Here is a 17463-nt window from a genome sequence, read left to right as displayed (position 1 = left end):
TGTTACAATGCCCCATGATGGACAACCCGCACCGACACACAGCCCCGTGATTCTTGACGATCTGCTTGCCCTGACGTCCGCCGCCCTGCCCCCGGTGGACATCCTGCTTGCCAGCGCGACTGCGCGTGTGAAAACACTGGTCACGGATGGCGATCGGGTGTCAGGCGCTTTGATCGAGACCCATCAGACAGCGGCGCACGGATTGGCATGGCTTGCAACATATGCGCAAGCGCTGCGCCAGATGCAGAATTGGGCGGAGAAGTTGGAAGCCGAGGGCGCCTTTGGCGAGACCGAACAGTTGATCCACCAGATCGCCTTCGGCGAATACCTCTGGCAAATCTATGGTGGCATCCAGATGAACCAGGGTGAGATCCTGCGCCTGCAGGACCTTGGTCTTGACCAGTCAGACATGCGCGCGCTGATGGAGCCTGCGATCATGACGCTGACGCAGGGCGGCAACACGCAGGCTGCGCGGACCCGACTTGTGGAGTTGATGCAGGAGCATTCGGCAAATATCACGACCGGCGCCTCGGGTCTCGAAGAAGAACTTGAGATGATCCGTGAACAGTTTCGGCGCTACGCAGTCGAAAAGGTCGAACCCTATGCCCACGACTGGCACCTCAAGGACGAATTGATCCCCCTGGAGGTGATCGAAGAACTGGCAGAAATGGGCGTCTTTGGCCTGACCATCCCTGAAGAATACGGCGGGTTTGGCCTTTCCAAGGCCTCCATGTGCGTCGTCTCCGAAGAGTTATCACGCGGCTACATCGGCGTCGGCAGCCTTGGCACCCGGTCCGAGATTGCAGCCGAATTGATCATTGCGGGCGGCACCGAGGCGCAGAAAGAAAAATGGCTGCCGCGCCTCGCCTCCGCCGAAACGCTGCCTACGGCCGTCTTTACCGAACCGAACACCGGATCAGATCTTGGCAGCCTGCGCACCCGCGCGCTCAAGGATGGCGACGACTACAAGATCACCGGCAACAAGACGTGGATCACCCACGCGTCGCGTACCCACGTGATGACATTGCTGGCGCGTACCGATCCGGAAACGACCAACTACAAGGGCCTGTCGATGTTTTTGGCCGAAAAGACGCCCGGTGATGACGCAAATCCCTTCCCGACCGACGGGATGACCGGTGGCGAAATCGAGGTCCTGGGGTATCGCGGCATGAAGGAATACGAGCTGGCGTTCGACGGCTTCCACGTTAAAGGCGAGAACCTGTTGGGCGGCGAAGAAGGCAAAGGGTTCAAGCAACTCATGGAAACCTTCGAATCCGCGCGCATCCAGACCGCTGCGCGGGCGATCGGCGTGGCGCAATCGGCGCTTGATATCTCCATGCAGTACAGCCTTGATCGTAAACAGTTCGGCAAGGCACTGATCAACTTCCCGCGCGTCTCATCCAAACTGGCGATGATGGCGGTCGAGATCATGATCGCGCGGCAGCTGACCTATTTCTCTGCCTTTGAAAAGGATCAGGGACGGCGTTGCGATGTGGAAGCCGGGATGGCCAAGCTGCTCGGCGCGCGCGTGGCCTGGGCTGCGGCGGACAACGGCCTGCAAATCCACGGCGGCAACGGCTTTGCGCTGGAGTATAAAATCAGCCGCGTGCTCTGTGACGCCCGTATCCTGAACATCTTCGAAGGGGCGGCAGAAATTCAGGCACAGGTAATCGCACGACGTCTGCTGGGCTGACATCAGACGCCGCACGTCACACAGAAACGCGCGTATTGGCGCGCATCAAATACCCTCGGCACGCGGTTAAGTGCGGTTTACCGCGTGCGACCGTCTTCGCACTTGCAGCATGACATGCCGCTGCGTATGGCTAGATCATGTCAGCAAAGCGACTCACTCGCCAATCATGGATCGATGCAGGGCTTTCTGCCCTGGTTGCGACGGGCCCCGTGGCACTCGCGGCAGAGCCGCTTGCGCGCACTCTGGGGTCGACCAAGGGCTCGTTCTACTGGCATTTCAAGGACGTGCCAGCGCTGCATGATGCTGTGCTAAAAGACTGGCAATCGCGCGCGCTGTCGGAGATCGCGACTGCACTGTCCGAGAATGGCGCGGCCGAGCAACGATTGCGCACCTTCGGCAAACGGTTATTGAAAGACACGCAGGATCCTGCGTTTCGCGGATGGGCGCAGACGTCGCCAGCGGTCGCGGCTGTCGTGTCGGACGTGGATGCCGAGCGCCTGACCTATATGGCCAGCCTTCTGGCGCATCTCGGTGTGGGAAATCCCGAATTCGCCCAAAGTTGCCTGGCAGCGATCATCGGCTTGCCGCAACTGCAGGGTAAAGCCAAACCGGCGGAAGCCTACGACACCATGGTCGATCTGGTGCTTGCGTTGAAATGACCCGGGTCTGTCGGCTTGGTCTGGCCTGCCTCGTTGCCCTGCTGGCGCTCAGCGCGTGCCGCGGCGATGAAACTGTCACCGCCTACGGCGCAGCTGACAAAATCTGGCGCTTGGTCGAAATAGACGGTGCCTCCGCCCCTTTTGACGCGACCTTACGCTTTCCCGAAACTGGCCAGATTGCCGGTGACGCCCCATGCAACAGCTATTCGGGTGCGATGACGGTGCCCTATCCCTGGTTCGATGCGCAAGAGATCGTGGCAACGCAACTGGCCTGCCCAGACATCGACGCCGAGACAGCTTATCTGGCAGCGCTCACCGAGATGACGCTCTCCGAAGTGCTGGGGGATACGCTGATCCTGTCCACCGCCGAGGGGCGCAAGATGGTCTTCAAAGCCGACGGGTGAAGGCGTCAACAAACCGGGCGCGTGCTTCCGGCAAAGGCTTGTTCCCGAGGTCTTGCGCCAGATGGGCGCTCAGAAAATGCCCGGTGGTGACAAACGCCTGTGCGATCTCTTCATCACCTGCCGCACCAGCACCGCGCAAAACCTCCGGCAGCGGCAGGAGCCTGTCCGCCCAATCCCCTGCTGCCCCACGGGATACCGCGCGTCCAGATTTGGGCGATACATACGCCAGATCGTCGGTCTCTCCGGTGACGGCACAGGCCTCCAGCTCCAATGCATAGCCCATTTCCTCCAGCAGGCTGACCTCCCACCGCAAATAGGCCAGCGGCCAGACATCGGTCGCGTCAAGCAAGTCCAGTAACTGTTCGGACTGCAGGTAAAGTCGTTTATGCGGCTCCCGCTCTGGCAGGCAAAACGCCAGCAGGGCCGTCACCGCATTCAGGCCCGCCAAGGCCAGACGATCCCCTAGCGCCGCGGCGGCCCGACTGCGTACCGGCTCCACCTGAAAACTGCCGATGTGATCTTCAAGCCGCGCGCGCCAGGTTACATCCAGCTGCGCACCCGGCTGCAGGATGGGCGCGATCTTGCGGCTTGTTCCGCCCCGCACGACGCCGGCGTGCCGCCCATGCTCAGGCGTGAAAACTTCAATGATCGCGGAGGTTTCGCCGTGACGTCGGGTGCTGAGCAATATCCCTTCGTCACGCCACTCCATCAGTCCAACCCCGGCTGGTCGAGCATGTGACGCCCCCGCCGGTCCTCCACTTCAATCACCCAGACGTCCGGGTCGTACCCCTGTTGCCGCGTGATACTGGCATCCACATCCGCCTCCGTCCCCTGCTCCAGAATGGCCCAGGTGCGCGTGTCGTCCATCAGATTGTAGCTGCGCTGGTAGACCGTGGCCTGCCCGTCGAGCCGGTTCAGTTTCACCAGGATGCTGCCCGCCGTATCATCGCCATGGCTCACGATGAAAGCCGGGATGTCCTGCCCGCGCAGACGGGTCAGATAGGCGTCGATCCAGAAGCGCGCGGTCAGCCGGGCCATGACACTGCAGCCCTTGGGGAATAGCTCAAGGTTGGTTCGCCGGAGCAGACCAGAGCAACCGGGTCAGCTGTTGCCATCTTTAAACTCAAGCCCCATTTCCGAATATCTTTCCGCCTCGTCCAGCCAGTTTGGCCGCACCTTGACCTGCAAGAAGAGATGCACTCTACGGCCCAGGAACTCTTCCAGCTCTTCCCGGGCGGCCTTTGACACGGCCTTGATCGTCTCGCCCTTGTTGCCCAGGACGATCCCCTTGTGCCCGTCGCGCACAACGTAAATCAACTGATCGATCCTGGCCGATCCATCTTTACGCTCTTCCCAGCTTTCGGTCTCCACCGTGAGCTGATAGGGCAATTCCTGATGCAGGCGCAGGGTCAGTTTCTCGCGTGTCATCTCTGCTGCGATCATGCGCATTGGCAGGTCGGCGATCTGGTCTTCTGGGTAGAGCCACGGGCCTTCCGGCACTTCGGTTGCCAGCCATTGCCGCAGCGTATCCACGCCATGTCCCCGTTCCGCAGAAATCATGAAGGTATCGACAAAGGGGTAGCGGTCGTTCAGATCCTTGGAGAGGCCAAGCAACACTTCGGCCTGCACCCGATCAATCTTGTTGATGGCCAGCGCGACCTTGCGCCCCTGCCCGATATCGGCGAGGCCGTCCAGAATACGTTCCACCCCCTCCGTCACGCCGCGCTGCGCCTCGACCAGCAGCACCACGACATCGGCATCCGCCGCACCACCCCAGGCCGCCGCCACCATGGCCCGGTCCAGCCGGCGACGCGGTTGGAAAAGCCCCGGCGTGTCGACAAAAACGATCTGCGCGTCCCCTTCCATCGCCACGCCTCGGATACGGGCGCGGGTGGTCTGAACCTTGTGGGTCACGATCGACACCTTGGCCCCAACCATACGGTTGAGCAGGGTGGATTTGCCCGCGTTGGGCTCGCCGATCAGCGCCACGAAACCTGCACGGGTGCTCATTGGACCTTCTCCAGTTTTGCAAGCAGGTTACCAGCCGCCGCCTGTTCCGCCTGCCGTTTCGATCCAGCGGTCGCCTTCTCGTTCTCGCCGGTTTCTAACGCGGCGGCGATGGTGAAGACCGGGGCGTGATCCGGCCCCGAACGGCTCACTTCAGTATAGGAAGGTGGCGGCAAGCCGCGCGCCTGCGCCCATTCCTGAAGCGCGGTCTTGGCGTCGCGCGCATCGTCCTCGACATCATGCACCCGGTCCCCCCAAAGCGTCAGGATCAAGGCCTTGGCCACGTCGAAGCCTGCATCAAGATAGACCGCTGCAATCACCGCTTCGATCCCATCACCCAGCAGCGCTTGTTTGCGCCGTCCGCCCGACAGCATTTCTGATCGACCAAGGCGCAAGACGGCACCAAGATCGATCTGGCGTGCCACATCCGCACAGGTCTCTTTTCGAACAAGCGCGTTGAAGCGGGGGGCAAGTTGGCCTTCGGTTGCCCTTTTATCCAGAGCAAGAAGCGCCTCGGACATCACAAGCCCAAGCACCCTGTCGCCGAGGAATTCCAAGCGTTGATTGTCATCCCGGTTGGCCGAGGACATCGAGGCGTGTGTAACAGCCTGCGCCAACAGTTCAGGCCGTGAAAACTTATGGCCCAGACGGTCCTGGAAAGACCTAAGCTCAGCCGAGAGTTTCACTCGACCGCCTTGAAGAAACGATCACCGCGCCACGTCCAGAAGAACAGCATGGACCGCCCGCCGGAGGAAAACATGATGCGATCCGCCCGTCCGATCAGGTTTTCAAAGGGTACGAAACCGACACCCTGCACCTGTTGCGCCAGACGGCTGTCGGCAGAGTTGTCGCGATTATCACCCATGAAAAAGTAATGCTTTTCCGGAACACGGTATACGCCCGTGCGATCAGAGCTTTGCAACCCGATGTCCAGAACGAGATGCTGTGTTCCGCCCGGCAGCGTCTCTATCGCCCGCGCTTTCTGGCAAACACCGCCATCTCCCACAGGACCGTTCGAGCATCTGGGACGGCGGCCTTCCGGTCCCTGCGGTTCCATGATTTCTTCGAAGATGCCGGCAGGCTCCTGCGGCGCGGCCGTTCCATTGATGTAGACGACACTATCACGCATCTGGATGCTGTCACCGGGCATGCCGATCAGCCGTTTAATGTAGTCACGCCCGGATACTGGGTGGCGAAAGACGACAACGTCACCACGCTCAGGCTCGCCACCGAACAGCCTTTTGTTGTCCCCGTCGAACACCCCGCAGATGTCCCTCGCATCAATGTTCACACCAAAGCGCGGCATGATCAGACTGGGGCAGGACGCGTAGGAATAGCCATAAGCCATCTTGTTCACGAAGAGGAAGTCACCAACCAGCAAGGTTTCCTTCATGGAGCCGGACGGAATCCAGAATGGTTGGAAAAACAGGGTGCGGAAGACACCGGCAATCAGCAGCGCGTAGACAATCGTCTTGATCGTCTCGACAAAGGCGTTCTGCTTCTTTTCTTCTTTGGCGGCCATCGGGCGCTCCCACTCATTGGTTTGCGCCTAAATGCGGGTGCGACGGGGGCAAGTCAACCCGAGCGCACGCAACGTTCGGTGAGCCTCTGCTGGAGTTATCGGAAAACGGGTATCTGAGGTCATTTTCCAGGGATCGGCAGAGCTTCGATAACCACGAAGGCCTGTGCCCAGGGGTGGTCGTCGGTGAGGGTGACGTGGATCACCGCCTCATGCCCTTCGGGTGTCATTGCGGCGAGCTTTTCCTTGGCCCAGCCGGTCACATGCATGATCGGCTGGCCGCTGCGCAGGTTGCTGACCGACATGTCTTTCCACGAAATCCCCATGGCCAGCCCGGTGCCAAGTGCCTTGGAGCACGCTTCCTTGGCGGCCCAACGTTTGGCGTAGGTGCCTGCGGTATCCTTGCGCCGCTCCGCCTTGCGCTGCTCTGTCTCGGTGAAGACGCGATTGCGGAAGCGATCACCAAACCGGTCCAGCGTGCCCTGAATACGCTCAATATTTGCGAGATCTGTGCCGATGCCGAGGATCATTGCAAGCGCGCTGTCAGGATCTTGAAGCTGGCAAAGCCGAAAAACCCGGCAAAGGCGAGGTCGAACCAGCGCTGCGCACGGGCATAGGCGCGGACGACCTTGGCAGAGGAAAACAGCAAAGCATAACCGATGAAAATCAGGATGGAGCCGGCGTAAAGCAAAGCGAAGTAGCCAAAGAGCATCGCCGGTGTGGCATCCGGGGGGGCGACGATTGCGTAGATCGAGCCCCAGCTGAGAATGGCCTTGGGGTTGGTGATGTGGATGGCCGCACCTTTCATGAAGAGCGTGCGTCCGCTGCCCGAGAAAGGCGTGCCCATCGCGGCACCTTGCGGAGAGGCTGCCCGTCGCAGTGCCTTGAAGGCAAGCCAACCGAGGTAGAGTGCACCCGCATAGCGGATCATCTCGAAAATCCACGCGTTGGCGAGCATGATCGCCGAAAGCCCCAGCGCCGCTGCAATGCCCCAACTGGCGGAACCTGCAAGGATGCCCAGCGCGAAGGCCAGCGCTGACGTGCGCCCGGCGGACATGGCCGTCCCAGCGATACCCATGGTCGCTGGCCCGGGTGAGCCGCCCGCGAGCAGCCAGGCGACCCAGATCGCGGCGAACTGCACGGTGATCATGCGCGTGCCTCATCCATCAGGCGCCGCATTTCCTTGATCGCCGGTTCCAGTCCCAGAAAGATGCTCTCACCGATGAGGAAGTGGCCGATGTTGAGCTCGCGCACTTCCGGGAAAGCGGCGACGGGCATCACGGTATCGTAGGTGAGGCCGTGGCCTGCGTGCACCTCCAGGCCTAGCGAATGGCCAAATGTGGCCATCTCGCGCAGCGCCTCAAGCTCGTCATGATGAGTGTCGAGTTCCCCATCCGCATAGGCGTCGCAATATGCACCCGTATGTAACTCGATGACCTCCGCCCCGATGCGGTGGGCCGCTTCGATCTGGCGGCGGTCGGCGGCGATGAAAATCGACACGCGGCACCCGGCATCCCGCAGGGGTGCGATGAAATGCGCCAGCCGGTTTTCGTCGCGCGCGACGTCAAGACCACCTTCGGTGGTGCGCTCCTCGCGCTTTTCCGGCACGATGCAGACCGCGTGCGGCTTGTGACGCAGGGCGATTTTTTGCATCTCATCCGTTGCAGCCATTTCGAAGTTCAAAGGCACATGCAGCACCTCCATCAACCCTTCGATATCAGTGTCGGAAATATGGCGGCGGTCTTCGCGCAGATGCGCCGTGATCCCGTCCGCCCCCGCCTCTTCGGCAATGCGCGCCGCCCGCAGCGGATCGGGATAGGCCCCGCCGCGTGCATTGCGCACTGTTGCCACGTGATCAATGTTTACGCCGAGGCGCAGTTTTTCGGTATTGGCCATCAGACAGCCCCCATTTAGTCCCCGGTTGGATGTTCCGCTTTGCGTTTGACGTCTGCTTTTGCAGCAGCTTTGGCCTTGAGGGCATCGAACTTGTTTTTGATCATACCTTTGCGGCGCTTCTGGTAAACCCGAATAAGCGGCACGGAGAGATAGTAGCACAGGGAAGCGAAGAAAATGCCGGGCAGCACCCCGCCGACCAGATAGGGAAAGAAAATCTCGTCATAGAAAACCGACAGACGCGTCCAATCGGCACGGGCATCGGTAAAGATGGCAAGAAAATTATCTTTGAGATCCGCTGCGGCATCCGCAAACTTGCCCACGAAAGAGCGATGAATACGTTCATCCATATGATCGCCCAGCAGCCAGTGACCCGTCGAGAGCGCCGTCACACCGATCGGCACATAAGTCAGGGGATTGCCAAAAAACGTACCCATCAGTGAGGCCAGCACATTGCCGCGCATGACAAAGGCGAGGCCCGCCGCGATGAAGAAATGGAAGCCATAAAACGGCGTGAAGGCGGCAAAGACACCAGCCCAGATACCGCGCGCAATGCGCTCGGGGCTGTCGGGCAGACGACGCATCCGGTGTTTGACGTAGTGAAACGCACGCGCCCAGCCGCCACGCGGCCACAGCAACTCGACCAGGGCCCGGGGCCAGCTTTTGGGGTCGCGGCGTTTGAAAACCAACGGATGGGGTCCTTTTCCAGTTTGTCCCGGGCGTCTGCCCGCGCATGACACCCCGAAATTGTGACCTACAAATGGCCGGGTCGCGGCATCAGGCAGGTGTTTCTGCTGCCCCTTGTGCCATGTTGCGCAGACGCGAAATCTCAGCCACGTCGCCTTCAGCTTCCAGTGTCAGCATCAACGAATGCAAATGTGACACGTCTCTGAGCTCCACATAAATCAGAAGACGGTAAAAGTCAGGTTTCCTATCGATAAATTGCAAATCTGAAATATTCGCCCGGGTCTCTCCGATCAAGGTGCAGATGCGCCCGAGCGTGCCCGCATCATTGTTGAGCGTTACGTCAAGCGTCGCACCATATATCGCAGAATGCGGCCCTTCATGCCAGCGCAGGTCGATCCAGCGATCCAATTGATCTTCATAGGCGCTCAGCCGGTCGCAATCAATCGCGTGCACAACCACTCCGCGCCCCTTGAAGGTGATGCCGACGATACGCTCCCCCGGCAGCGGCTGGCAGCAAAACGCGCGCTCAAACGACTGGCCGCGCGCCAGCCCCACAACAGCCCGGCGCGCATCGACCTTGTCGCCGGTTTTCGGTGTCAGGTCAGGGTAGACCGCCTGCACCACTTCACGCCCGGTAATCTCGGCGCTGCCGAGGCGGGCCAGCAGATCGTCGCGCCCGTCAAAACGCATGTGCCGTGCCGCCGTCGACAAGGCCTTGTCCGTGGCCTTGCGACCCACGTGTTCAAAGGCGGAGCGCGCCAGTTCGCGGCCCAGTTTCACGAAGCGCGCGCGGTCCTCATCGCGCAGCGCACGGCGGATGGCGGAGCGCGCCTTGCCGGTCGTGGCAATATCGAGCCAGGTGGCCTGCGGGCTTTGACCCTCGGCGGTGATCACCTCCACGCTTTGCCCGTTTTTCAAACGGGTCCAGAGCGGCACGCGCATATGGTCGACCTTGGCGCCCACGCAGGCAGTACCGATGCGGGTGTGGATGGCAAAGGCGAAATCAATGGGCGTGGCGCCGCGCGGCAGTTTCACGACCTCCCCCTTTGGGGTGAAACAGAACACCTGATCGGAATACATCTCGAGCTTGACCGCCTCGAGGAAATCCTCGTGGTCTTCCTCGGCATCGAACTGTTCGGTCAGCGTGGTGATCCACTTGGCCGGGTCCACGGCAAAGGGGTTTTTCGACCGCACCCCATCGCGGTAGGACCAGTGCGCCGCCACGCCGGTTTCGGCGACGTCATGCATCTGGCCCGTTCTAATCTGCACTTCCACCCGCTTGCCGTCGCGCCCAGACACAGTGGTGTGGATCGAGCGATAGCCGTTCGATTTTGGCTGGCTGATGTAATCCTTGAACCGGCCCGGCACCGCACGCCATCGCTGGTGGATCGCCCCCAGGGCGCGGTAACAGTCCTCTTCGCTCTCGGTAATGATGCGAAACCCGTAGATGTCGGAGAGGCGGGAAAACGTCTGCTCCTTCTCCTGCATCTTGCGCCAGATGGAGTAGGGTTTCTTGGCGCGACCGAAAACCTCCGCCTCCACGCCCGCCTTATCCAGCTCCAGCCGCATGTCACCTGTGATCCGCTGGATCACATCGCCGGTTTCGCGCTGCAGGTTGATGAAACGGCGGATGATGCTGGCGCGGCCTTCCGGGTTCAGAACACGAAAGGCAAGGTCTTCGAGTTCCTCCCGCATCCACTGCATGCCCATGCGCCCGGCAAGCGGCGCAAAGATATCCATCGTCTCACGCGCCTTTTGCGCCTGTTTCTCGGGACGCATCGCCTTGATCGTGCGCATGTTGTGCAGCCGGTCCGACAGCTTGACCAGAATGACCCGCAGGTCCTTGGACATGGCCATGAAAAGCTTGCGAAAGTTCTCCGCCTGCTTGGTTTCCGTCGAATTGAGCTGCAGATTGGTCAGCTTGGTCACGCCATCCACAAGCCCGGCGACTTCGGCGCCGAACCGTCGGGTGACCTCCAGATACGAGGCCTGGGTGTCTTCGATGGTATCATGCAGCAGCGCGGTGATGATCGTCGCATCATCCAACTGCTGTTCGGTCAGGATCGCGGCCACGGCCACCGGGTGCGTGAAGTAGGGCTCGCCGGAATAGCGGGTCTGGCCCTCGTGCATCTCGCGGCCATAGTCATAGGCCGCGCGGATCAGTGCTTCGTTGGTCTTTGGATTGTATTTGCTGACAAGGCTGACCAGATCGTCGGCTGTGATGTCCATCTGGTCGTTCGTCGTGATCATCCGTCAGCCTCTGGGCTGGGGTCAGGCTGATGTCAGCTCTGCCCCTGCGCTGCCATCAGCTGCCGCAACAGCATCTCTTCGGACATGCTGTCTTCCTCTGGCTTGTCCTGCTCGGCCCCCATGAGAAGCGCCATGGCGTCCTCTTCGGGCTCATCCACCTCGATCTGGTTCTGGTTGCTCTCGATCAGGCGCTCGCGCAGCTCGTCGGCGCTTTGCGTTTCATCGGCGATCTCGCGCAGCGACACGACCGGGTTCTTGTCATTGTCGCGGTTCACAGTGATTGCAGCACCGGAGGAAATCTCACGCGCGCGATGCGCGGCAAGCATCACCAGTTCGAACCGGTTGGGAACTTTATCGACGCAATCTTCAACGGTGACGCGGGCCATGGAACACTCCATAAATCGGGGGGTAAGTCAGAAGTGCCTTATCTAGGCCCCTTTCAGCGGATTTACAAGCGCCTATTGCCGCTCTCTGGCCCTGTCCGTCAGAGCGCAACAACCTCCTGTTTTAAGGCCTCCGGCAAGGCCGCGAGCATATCTGTCACGCTCAGTCCAAGCGCCGGATGCTCCCAATCGGGCGCCACATCCGCCAAGGGTACCAACACAAAGGCGCGCTCCTGTACCCGCGGATGGGGGAGAATCAGCAGATCGGGCGCGCGGGTCATCTGTTCGTTGAGCGGCAATGCGCGCCAAATTGCGTGCGTTTCGGCATCCGGCAGCACTATATCGCCGACGCCGATCAGATCGAGATCCAGCGTACGATCCCCCCACCGCGTCTTGCGGGTGCGCCCCATCTGAGCCTCGATGTCGTGCAGCAGCTTGATCACCGCTTGCGGCGAATGATCGGTTTCGATGCAAACGGCAGCGTTGATATAGTCAGCCCCGCTGCCCGGCGGGAAGGCTGGCGTCTGGTAAAGCGGGCTCCGGGAGCGAATCACTTCGAAGCATTTCGCAAGTGCAGCAATCCCCTTTTCCACAACCTCTGCGGGGGTTCCTTCTTCCGACGAGCGGTTTGACCCAAGGGCAACCAGCACAATTGTCCGGTTTTGTGGCAGTTTTTCGCCGGATTCAGGTAAGAGTGTCTCTTGCGGCAAGATAAAAAAACCTTATTTTTGAACTGATCGGTTCGCCAAATAATTAATCATATTGTTTCGTGAGCACCAGCGGCCGGCCCCATCGGAAGGACCAAAAATGTTTTACAAGGACGAACGGCTTGCGCTGTTCATCGACGGATCGAATCTCTACGCGGCGGCCAAGTCTCTGGGTTTTGACATCGACTATAAACTGCTGCGTCAGGAATTCATGCGTCGGGGCAAGCTGCTGCGTGCGTTCTACTACACGGCCCTTCTGGAGAATGACGAGTATTCACCCATTCGCCCTCTGGTTGATTGGCTGAACTACAACGGCTTCACTATGGTCACGAAGCCAGCGAAAGAATACACCGACAGCATGGGCCGCCGTAAGGTCAAAGGAAATATGGACATCGAGCTCGCGGTGGATGCCATGGAGCTGGCGCCACGGGTTGATCACATCGTTCTTTTTTCCGGTGACGGCGATTTTCGACCACTGGTGGAGAGCCTGCAACGCCAGGGTGTTCGCGTATCGGTAGTATCGACCATCCGCAGCCAGCCACCAATGATTTCGGACGATCTGCGCCGTCAGGCCGACAACTTCATCGAACTTGATGAGTTGAAGGACGTGATCGGACGACCACCGCGCGACATGCCGGATGCTGCCAACGGCTGAGACCGGCCCTAGGGCGGCACCCGCCCGAATTTGCATATTTTTGGAACAATGAAAGCCCGGGCGGGCCCGCCTCTCTGGACGCTGGCTGTGTGAGGCGGTACTCAGGTTTCGAGCTGACGGGAGCCTTGTGATGACGAAGCCGCCGCTGACCCTTTACCTGGCCGCGCCGCGCGGGTTCTGCGCGGGCGTGGACCGTGCCATCAAGATTGTCGAGATGGCGTTGGAGAAATGGGGCGCGCCGGTCTACGTGCGTCACGAAATCGTGCACAACAAATTTGTCGTCGACGGTTTGCGCGACAAGGGCGCGGTGTTTGTCGAAGAGCTTGAAGAGTGCCCCGGCGACCGGCCAGTGATCTTTTCCGCCCACGGCGTGCCCAAGGCGGTCCCCGCCGCTGCCGCCGCGCGCGAGATGATCTATGTCGATGCCACCTGCCCGCTGGTCAGCAAGGTGCATATCGAAGCACAGCGGCATTCAGACAACGGCCTGCAGATGATCATGATCGGTCATGCGGGCCATCCAGAGACCGTGGGCACCATGGGCCAGTTGCCCGAGGGTGAGGTGCTGCTGGTGGAGACGGTAGAGGATGTGGCGCATGTCGCGGTGCGCGACCCCGAACGGCTGGCCTATGTGACACAAACGACTTTGAGTGTGGATGACACGGCAGATGTCGTTGCCGCCCTGCAGGCGCGGTTCCCCGCCATTGTTGGGCCGCATAAGGAAGACATCTGCTATGCCACCACTAACCGGCAGGAGGCGGTGAAGGCGATGGCCCCGAAATGCGACGCCATGCTGGTGGTGGGCGCGCCGAACTCCTCGAACTCCAAGCGGCTGGTCGAGGTTGGTGCGCGGGCGGGCTGCCAATATGCCCAGCTGGTACAGCGCGCGTCGGATATCGACTGGCGCGCGCTGGAAGGCATCCGCAGCATTGGCATTACCGCTGGCGCCTCGGCACCGGAGGTGCTGATCAACGAGGTGATGGACGCGTTTTCCGAACACTACGATGTAACGCGGGAGGTGGTCGAAACTGCGGTGGAGAACGTCGAATTCAAAGTTCCCCGAGTATTGAGGGTACCCGCATGATTTCGCTGCAATTTCTTCTGACCACCATCGTCGTTGTACTCGCGCCGGGCACCGGCGTCATCTATACACTGGCTCTGGGTCTGGGCCAGGGGCGCACGGCAGCCTTTTGGGCCTCCGTGGGCTGCACCTTCGGGATCGTACCGCACATGTTGGCGGCGACGCTGGGTCTGGCCGCGGTACTGCACACCTCCGCGGTGCTCTTTACCATCGTGAAGTTCGCGGGCGTCGCCTATCTGCTCTATCTCGCCTGGCAATCGCTGCGCTCCGGCGGCGCTCTGGCGATCTCTGCCGACCGCAAGGCGGAAAACGGCTGGCAGATCTCCCGGCGGGCTGCACTGATCAATATCCTGAACCCGAAGCTCTCGATCTTCTTTCTTGCCCTGCTGCCGCCCTTCCTGTCGGGCAATCCGGCGACCGCCACGCTGGAGATGACCGTGTTGGGCGGCGTCTTCATGGCGCTCACCTTCATCGTGTTCCTGCTCTACGGTCTTTTTGCCGCGCAGGCGCGCGCATGGCTGCTGGGCTCTGAGGCGGTGATGCGCTGGCTCAACCGCTCCTTCGCGGCGATTTTTACCGCCCTTGCCGGCCGCCTCGCGCTCGAAAGGGCGTGAATGATCTGACGCTCTACGGCCATCGGCCCTCCGTCTACACCCGCGTGACCCGGCTGGTCTTGGCCGAAAAAGGGCTGGCGTATGACTATCGCGAAGTAAATCCCTTTGATCCTGACGCCAAAGACGAGCAGCGCACGCCACATCCTTTCGCCCGTGTCCCCCTACTTGAGCATGGTAGCTTCAAGATCTACGAAACGGTTGCGATCTCGTGCTACCTCGACGCGGCTTTTCCGACACCGTCGCTGACCCCTGACGCCCCGCGCGCCCTGGCGCGGATGGCGCAGGTCATCTCCATCGTCGATGCCTATGGCTACTGGCCGCTGGTCCGGCAGGTGTTCAGCCAAGGCGTCTTTCGGCCCGCAGATGGGCTTGAGACCGACAAGACCGAATTCGCAGCGGGTCTTGCGGCGGCTGAGGGCGTGCTGGACGCGCTAGAGACCGTTGCGCTCGAAGGGTACGTGATCACCGGGGACACCCCAACACTTGCCGATTGCCATCTGGCTCCGATGATCGCAGCCTGCGCCGCCGCGCCCGAGGGTCGCGCAGCGCTGGCCCGACGCCCTGCCCTTTCGAAATGGTGGTCCAAGTGGTCCACCCGCTCCAGTATGCACCAAACCGATGCGGGCTTTGACGTGACGCACCCTCAGCCTTGACCTTGCCCGCCCACATGTCAAAAAGCAGTCTATGACCCGTATCCCCACAGCTCCCCTGATCCTTGGTCTCGCCGGGCTTATCCCCTTTGTCTGGGGCGCGGCCACGACGCTGAATGGTGCCCTGGCAAGCTGGGGCGCTGATGCGCTGGGGCCGCGGTTCATCGGTCCCTACATTCAGCTTTTCTATGGCTCGGTGATCCTCAGCTTCATGTCGGGCGTGCTGTGGGGTTTCGCCACCAAGACGACAGGCGGACGGGCGGCGACCGGCTACGCGCTGTCCGTCATCCCGGCCCTCTGGGCTTTCTTTATGACCGGCGGCGGGCCGACCACGGCCGGGTTGAATCTCATCTTCGGCTTTCTGGGGTTGCTAATGCTTGATTTCGCCTTCTGGCAGTGGGGGCTCGCGCCGCGCTGGTGGATGTCGCTGCGCATCCTGCTGACAGCCGTCGTGGTGCTGTGCCTCAGCGTAGGAGTATTTCTGTGAGCGATGATGAAACCCTGAAAGTCTATGCGAACCGGGCACAGGACTATGCCAAGCGCTTTAGCGACGATAGCAAGCAGAATGCCCACCTGATGGCGTTCATCTCGGCGCTGCCCACAGGCGGCCATGCGCTCGATCTGGGCTGCGGGCCGGGCCATGCGGCGGCGGCCATGGCAGATGCCGGGCTGCGGGTGACGGCGCTCGACCCGGTGCCGGAGATGATTGAACTGGCCGCGGCGCATGCGGGCGTCACGGCGCAGGTCGCCAGTTTCGATGACATCGCGGGGACCGATCTCTATGACGGCATCTGGGCCAATTTCTGCCTGCTGCATGCACCGCGCGCAGCCATGCCCCGCCATCTGGCCGCGCTGGCGCAGGCGCTCAAACCCGGCGGGCGGTTTCACATCGGCATGAAAACTGGGACAGGGTCGAAAAGAGACCCGATCGGGCGGCTCTACACCTATTACACCGATGCCGAGCTGAGCGGGCTTCTGGAAGACGCAGGCCTGACCGTCACGGAACGCACCACGGGCCGGGAGAAGGGCCTTGACGGGGTTCCGGCAGACTGGATATGCCTCGCCGCTCATGGCTGAGCTTTTTGCATATACAGACGGTGCCTGTTCCGGCAATCCGGGTCCCGGCGGCTGGGGCGCGCTGCTGCGCGCGATGGACGGTGACAAGGTTGTGAAAGAGCGTGAGTTGAAGGGCGGCGAGCCGGAGACCACGAACAACCGCATGGAACTGCTGGCCGCGATCAACGCGCTGGAGAGCCTGTCGCGGCGCAGCACCATCACCATCGTCACGGACAGCAATTACGTCAAAAACGGTATCACCTCGTGGATTTTCGGCTGGAAGAAAAACGGCTGGAAAAACGCCGCCAAAAAGCCCGTGGCCAATGCCGAACTCTGGCAACGGCTGGATGCGGCAAACGCCCGCCACGACGTGACGTGGGAGTGGGTGAAGGGGCACGCAGGCCACCCCGAGAATGAACGGGCGGATGAATTGGCGCGGGCGGGCATGGCCCCCTTCAAACCCAAATGACCCTGATCAGCTTTCTGGACTACGCTGCCGTCTTCATCTTTGCGCTTACCGGCGCGCTGGTGGCCTCGCGCCAGCAACTGGATATCGTCGGCTTTGCCTTTGTCGCCTGCCTCACGGCGGTGGGTGGCGGCACGGTGCGGGACGTGCTGCTGGACCGTAACCCGATTTTCTGGATCGCCCAACCTACCTACATTGGTGTGGCCTGTGCCGCTGCCCTGCTGGTCTTTCTGACGGCGCATCTCTTTGAAAGTCGTCTGAAAACGCTGATCTGGCTCGACAGTTTTGCCTTGGCCGTTGCGGTGCCTGCGGGCACGGGCGTGGCACTGGCGCTGGGGCAGCCGCTTCTGGTGGTGGTGCTGATGGGTACGATCACGGGGTGCATGGGCGGGCTCCTGCGGGATGTGGTGCTGGACGATGTCCCGCTGGTACTGAAACAGGGCGAACTCTACGTGACAGCAGCCTTTGCTGGCGCCACCGTCGCCGCTTTCACCCAGCCCTATTTCCCTGACGCGCTGGTGCCTTTGGTGTCCTGCGCAGCCGTCACATGGGCACTGCGCGCAGGGTCGCTCGCATTTGGCTGGCGCCTACCCGTCTATAAAAGTCGTCCCCCCCGGTCCTGAGAGGAAATAGCCTAGGTTGGACACTTTGTTTCCTAGGCCTGGAACCCTTCGCCGGTCGCAAGGCGATGCCTACGCAAGGCAGCGCACCGGAACCCCTCAAAACACGTGTGCCTTCGCGG

At 61.2% G+C, this 17463-nt stretch carries 23 protein-coding genes; 11 read left to right on the top strand and 12 right to left on the bottom strand.

Features of this window, described 5'->3' with window-relative positions:
• Positions 1–7: 7 nt before the first annotated feature.
• The 3 genes from Q1A07_RS11860 (at position 8) to Q1A07_RS11850 (ending at position 2756) form a co-directional block, all read left to right on the top strand.
• A complete protein-coding gene (locus Q1A07_RS11860) occupies positions 8–1693 on the top strand; it encodes an acyl-CoA dehydrogenase family protein (RefSeq protein WP_299781987.1) in 1686 nt (561 codons plus the stop codon).
• A 137-nt stretch (positions 1694–1830) separates the two neighbouring features.
• Complete coding sequence (locus tag Q1A07_RS11855; RefSeq protein ID WP_299780943.1) at positions 1831–2352, top strand: TetR/AcrR family transcriptional regulator; 522 nt, start codon at positions 1831–1833, stop codon at positions 2350–2352.
• Entirely contained in the window at positions 2349–2756 is a 408-nt protein-coding gene (locus Q1A07_RS11850) for an META domain-containing protein (protein ID WP_299780941.1), read from the top strand. The genes Q1A07_RS11855 and Q1A07_RS11850 overlap by 4 nt, the downstream gene beginning before the upstream one ends.
• On the opposite strand, the gene recO is transcribed toward Q1A07_RS11850, so the two are convergent.
• The 12 genes from recO to folK form a co-directional block, all read right to left on the bottom strand.
• Positions 2740–3465, bottom strand: coding sequence for a DNA repair protein RecO (gene recO / locus Q1A07_RS11845; protein ID WP_299780939.1), 726 nt, complete (start codon positions 3463–3465; stop codon positions 2740–2742). The genes Q1A07_RS11850 and recO overlap by 17 nt on opposite strands.
• Positions 3465–3794, bottom strand: coding sequence for a DUF1491 family protein (locus tag Q1A07_RS11840; RefSeq protein ID WP_299780938.1), 330 nt, complete (start codon positions 3792–3794; stop codon positions 3465–3467). Before Q1A07_RS11840 ends, recO begins: the two co-directional genes overlap by 1 nt.
• A gap of 63 nt (positions 3795–3857) precedes the next feature.
• Positions 3858–4766 carry a GTPase Era gene (gene era / locus Q1A07_RS11835; RefSeq protein WP_299780936.1) on the bottom strand — a complete coding sequence of 303 codons (909 nt, stop codon included), beginning with the start codon at positions 4764–4766 and terminating at the stop codon, positions 3858–3860.
• A complete protein-coding gene (gene rnc, locus Q1A07_RS11830; protein WP_299780934.1) occupies positions 4763–5449 on the bottom strand; it encodes a ribonuclease III in 687 nt (228 codons plus the stop codon). Before rnc ends, era begins: the two co-directional genes overlap by 4 nt.
• Positions 5446–6285 carry a signal peptidase I gene (gene lepB, locus Q1A07_RS11825; RefSeq protein ID WP_299780932.1) on the bottom strand — a complete coding sequence of 280 codons (840 nt, stop codon included), beginning with the start codon at positions 6283–6285 and terminating at the stop codon, positions 5446–5448. The genes rnc and lepB overlap by 4 nt, the downstream gene beginning before the upstream one ends.
• Before the next feature lie 119 nt (positions 6286–6404).
• Positions 6405–6812 (bottom strand): holo-ACP synthase, encoded by a 408-nt coding sequence (gene acpS / locus Q1A07_RS11820; protein WP_299780930.1) that lies wholly within the window; start codon positions 6810–6812, stop codon positions 6405–6407.
• Positions 6809–7432: a LysE family transporter gene (locus Q1A07_RS11815; protein ID WP_299780928.1), complete on the bottom strand. Its 624-nt coding sequence runs from the start codon at positions 7430–7432 to the stop codon at positions 6809–6811. The genes acpS and Q1A07_RS11815 overlap by 4 nt, the downstream gene beginning before the upstream one ends.
• The gene (locus tag Q1A07_RS11810) at positions 7429–8178 is read right to left on the bottom strand and encodes a pyridoxine 5'-phosphate synthase (protein ID WP_299780926.1); all 750 of its coding nucleotides are present in this window, start codon (positions 8176–8178) and stop codon (positions 7429–7431) included. Before Q1A07_RS11810 ends, Q1A07_RS11815 begins: the two co-directional genes overlap by 4 nt.
• Positions 8179–8192: 14 nt before the next feature.
• Complete coding sequence (locus Q1A07_RS11805; protein ID WP_299780924.1) at positions 8193–8864, bottom strand: DUF2062 domain-containing protein; 672 nt, start codon at positions 8862–8864, stop codon at positions 8193–8195.
• Positions 8865–8952: 88 nt separating this feature from the next.
• Positions 8953–11112: a bifunctional (p)ppGpp synthetase/guanosine-3',5'-bis(diphosphate) 3'-pyrophosphohydrolase gene (locus Q1A07_RS11800; protein WP_299780922.1), complete on the bottom strand. Its 2160-nt coding sequence runs from the start codon at positions 11110–11112 to the stop codon at positions 8953–8955.
• Between the two features lie 32 nt (positions 11113–11144).
• Positions 11145–11498, bottom strand: coding sequence for a DNA-directed RNA polymerase subunit omega (gene rpoZ / locus Q1A07_RS11795; RefSeq protein ID WP_195819676.1), 354 nt, complete (start codon positions 11496–11498; stop codon positions 11145–11147).
• A gap of 98 nt (positions 11499–11596) precedes the next feature.
• On the bottom strand, positions 11597–12145 hold the full coding sequence (folK, locus tag Q1A07_RS11790) for a 2-amino-4-hydroxy-6-hydroxymethyldihydropteridine diphosphokinase (RefSeq protein ID WP_366944088.1): 549 nt from the start codon (positions 12143–12145) through the stop codon (positions 11597–11599).
• 157 nt (positions 12146–12302) lie between these two features.
• Here folK and Q1A07_RS11785 point away from each other — a divergent pair, with 157 nt between their 5' ends.
• The 8 genes from Q1A07_RS11785 to Q1A07_RS11750 all read left to right on the top strand — a co-directional run bounded on the left by Q1A07_RS11785 (position 12303) and on the right by Q1A07_RS11750 (position 17344).
• The gene (locus Q1A07_RS11785; protein ID WP_299780919.1) at positions 12303–12857 is read left to right on the top strand and encodes an NYN domain-containing protein; all 555 of its coding nucleotides are present in this window, start codon (positions 12303–12305) and stop codon (positions 12855–12857) included.
• A gap of 130 nt (positions 12858–12987) precedes the next feature.
• Positions 12988–13938 (top strand): 4-hydroxy-3-methylbut-2-enyl diphosphate reductase, encoded by a 951-nt coding sequence (gene ispH, locus Q1A07_RS11780; protein ID WP_299780917.1) that lies wholly within the window; start codon positions 12988–12990, stop codon positions 13936–13938.
• Positions 13935–14549 carry a LysE family translocator gene (locus Q1A07_RS11775; RefSeq protein ID WP_299780915.1) on the top strand — a complete coding sequence of 205 codons (615 nt, stop codon included), beginning with the start codon at positions 13935–13937 and terminating at the stop codon, positions 14547–14549. The genes ispH and Q1A07_RS11775 overlap by 4 nt, the downstream gene beginning before the upstream one ends.
• Positions 14546–15202, top strand: a complete 657-nt coding sequence (locus Q1A07_RS11770; RefSeq protein ID WP_299780913.1) for a glutathione S-transferase family protein — start codon at positions 14546–14548, stop codon at positions 15200–15202. Before Q1A07_RS11775 ends, Q1A07_RS11770 begins: the two co-directional genes overlap by 4 nt.
• 31 nt (positions 15203–15233) lie before the next feature.
• On the top strand, positions 15234–15686 hold the full coding sequence (locus Q1A07_RS11765; protein ID WP_299780911.1) for a DUF3429 domain-containing protein: 453 nt from the start codon (positions 15234–15236) through the stop codon (positions 15684–15686).
• A complete protein-coding gene (locus Q1A07_RS11760) occupies positions 15683–16276 on the top strand; it encodes a bifunctional 2-polyprenyl-6-hydroxyphenol methylase/3-demethylubiquinol 3-O-methyltransferase UbiG (RefSeq protein WP_299780909.1) in 594 nt (197 codons plus the stop codon). Before Q1A07_RS11765 ends, Q1A07_RS11760 begins: the two co-directional genes overlap by 4 nt.
• Positions 16269–16724: a ribonuclease HI gene (rnhA, locus tag Q1A07_RS11755; RefSeq protein WP_299780907.1), complete on the top strand. Its 456-nt coding sequence runs from the start codon at positions 16269–16271 to the stop codon at positions 16722–16724. The genes Q1A07_RS11760 and rnhA overlap by 8 nt, the downstream gene beginning before the upstream one ends.
• On the top strand, positions 16721–17344 hold the full coding sequence (locus Q1A07_RS11750; RefSeq protein WP_299780905.1) for a trimeric intracellular cation channel family protein: 624 nt from the start codon (positions 16721–16723) through the stop codon (positions 17342–17344). The genes rnhA and Q1A07_RS11750 overlap by 4 nt, the downstream gene beginning before the upstream one ends.
• The last annotated feature ends 119 nt before the right edge of the window (positions 17345–17463 follow it).

The organism is uncultured Roseobacter sp., assembly GCF_947492555.1.
Taxonomy (GTDB): Bacteria; Pseudomonadota; Alphaproteobacteria; order Rhodobacterales; family Rhodobacteraceae; genus Roseobacter.
This window is presented reverse-complemented; position numbering and strand designations above follow the sequence as displayed.